This is a genomic window from Caballeronia humi (assembly GCF_001544475.1).
GTDB classification, from domain to species: Bacteria; Pseudomonadota; Gammaproteobacteria; order Burkholderiales; family Burkholderiaceae; genus Caballeronia; species Caballeronia humi.
Genome location: NZ_FCNW02000223.1, coordinates 1 through 736 on the forward strand (window position 1 = coordinate 1; position 736 = coordinate 736).

The following is a 736-nucleotide window of genomic DNA, read 5'->3' on the forward strand; positions in this document are numbered from 1 at the left end:
CCGCGCTTGGGCAGCACGACGACGAGTCCGTCGCCCGCCAGTTCCTTCAGCGCTTCCCTTAGCGGTGTGCGGGACACGTCCAGCCGTTCGGCGAGCGTGCGTTCGCGCAAACGTTCACCGGGCTTCAGTTCGTCCGTGGCGATCAGCGTGCGCAAGCGTTGGGCGATCTGCATCGACAGCAGTTCGTCGATCGGATCGCCGCCCTCGAGTGCCTCTTGTTCGTCTTCGGAATCCGTCATCTTTTCATCCCGTTTCTATCTGGTATCCCCAGCCATCGTAGTCCGGTATGCCACTTTACCAAACGATCCAAGGCGTCCACAGGCCTCAAAACGGCTACTGGCATGGTGTTATCCCGTACTTGACCATAATCAGACATCCAGCTACATTTTGGTATACCAAATCTGGTGAAGGCAAAAAACCGGACCTTCTAGCTGCGGCGATCGCGATAAGAGATACGCACGGAGATACTCTAAGAATGCTCTGTTCGCTGGCAGATGCCCGTAATTAGAGGGGGAATCGCGACGTATCTGCTAAGCCTCTAATCAGGCTTGCCCGACAGCCGATATCCGCTCGCAGCCTTACAAGTTGGTATGCCAGCCAAGCACTGCCTTCACAAGCCGGCCCCAGCCAAACCTGACGAGTTTCCATGCAGCCATCGCTTTACCCATTGATCGCCCCGGCGATTGCCATCGTGTTGCTTGTGCTGCTCATCACGCGGCTCAAAATGCACCCGTTC

Annotated in this window: 1 protein-coding gene; it reads right to left on the reverse strand. The window is 56.7% G+C overall.

What is annotated here, in order from left to right:
- Window positions 1–239, reverse strand: a 239-nt coding sequence (locus tag AWB65_RS35145; protein ID WP_143281838.1) for a GntR family transcriptional regulator, incomplete at its 3' end; no start/stop codon positions are given.
- Between the last annotated feature and the right edge of the window lie 497 nt (window positions 240–736).